This is a genomic window from Vibrio sp. 10N.261.55.C5 (genome assembly GCF_041470505.1).
Taxonomy (GTDB): domain Bacteria; phylum Pseudomonadota; class Gammaproteobacteria; order Enterobacterales; family Vibrionaceae; genus Vibrio; species Vibrio crassostreae_C.
The window spans coordinates 1-444 of sequence record NZ_JBFRMS010000130.1 but is presented as its reverse complement, the minus strand read 5'-3'; the positions used below and the strand labels follow the sequence as shown (position 1 = coordinate 444).

Annotated in this window: 2 tRNA genes and 1 rRNA gene; all 3 read right to left on the bottom strand. The window is 49.3% G+C overall.

From position 1 onward, the window contains the following. Nucleotides 1-48: 48 nt before the first annotated feature. The 3 genes from AB4263_RS24250 to rrf all read right to left on the bottom strand — a co-directional run bounded on the left by AB4263_RS24250 (nucleotide 49) and on the right by rrf (nucleotide 420). Nucleotides 49-125: transfer RNA gene (locus tag AB4263_RS24250), tRNA-Trp, on the bottom strand. Nucleotides 126-184: 59 nt separating this feature from the next. Then, nucleotides 185-261, bottom strand: a tRNA-Asp gene (locus AB4263_RS24245). A gap of 43 nt (nucleotides 262-304) precedes the next feature. Beyond that, nucleotides 305-420: ribosomal RNA gene (gene rrf / locus AB4263_RS24240) — 5S ribosomal RNA — on the bottom strand. Nucleotides 421-444 lie beyond the last annotated feature (24 nt).

Below are 444 nucleotides of genomic sequence, written 5' to 3'. Positions count from 1 at the left end.
GATTCAGAAAGCAAAAAGGCTCTAGCATTTCTGCTAGAGCCTTAAATATGGCAGGGGTGGAGAGATTCGAACTCCCAACACGCGGATTTGGAATCCGCTGCTCTGCCAATTGGAGCTACACCCCTAAAACTTTCATTACTTCAGATTCGAAAAAACCTCGCACTAGGCGAGGTTATCAAATAAGTGGCGGAGTGGACGGGACTCGAACCCGCGACCCCCGGCGTGACAGGCCGGTATTCTAACCAACTGAACTACCACTCCGCAGTGGAATACTTGTCGTCGCTGACAAGTGTTCAAATTTAAAGCCTGGCGATGTCCTACTCTCACATGGGGAAGCCCCACACTACCATCGGCGCTATTGTGTTTCACTTCTGAGTTCGGCATGGAATCAGGTGGGTCCACAATGCTATGGTCGCCAAGCAAATTTTAAAATTCGGAAAACTG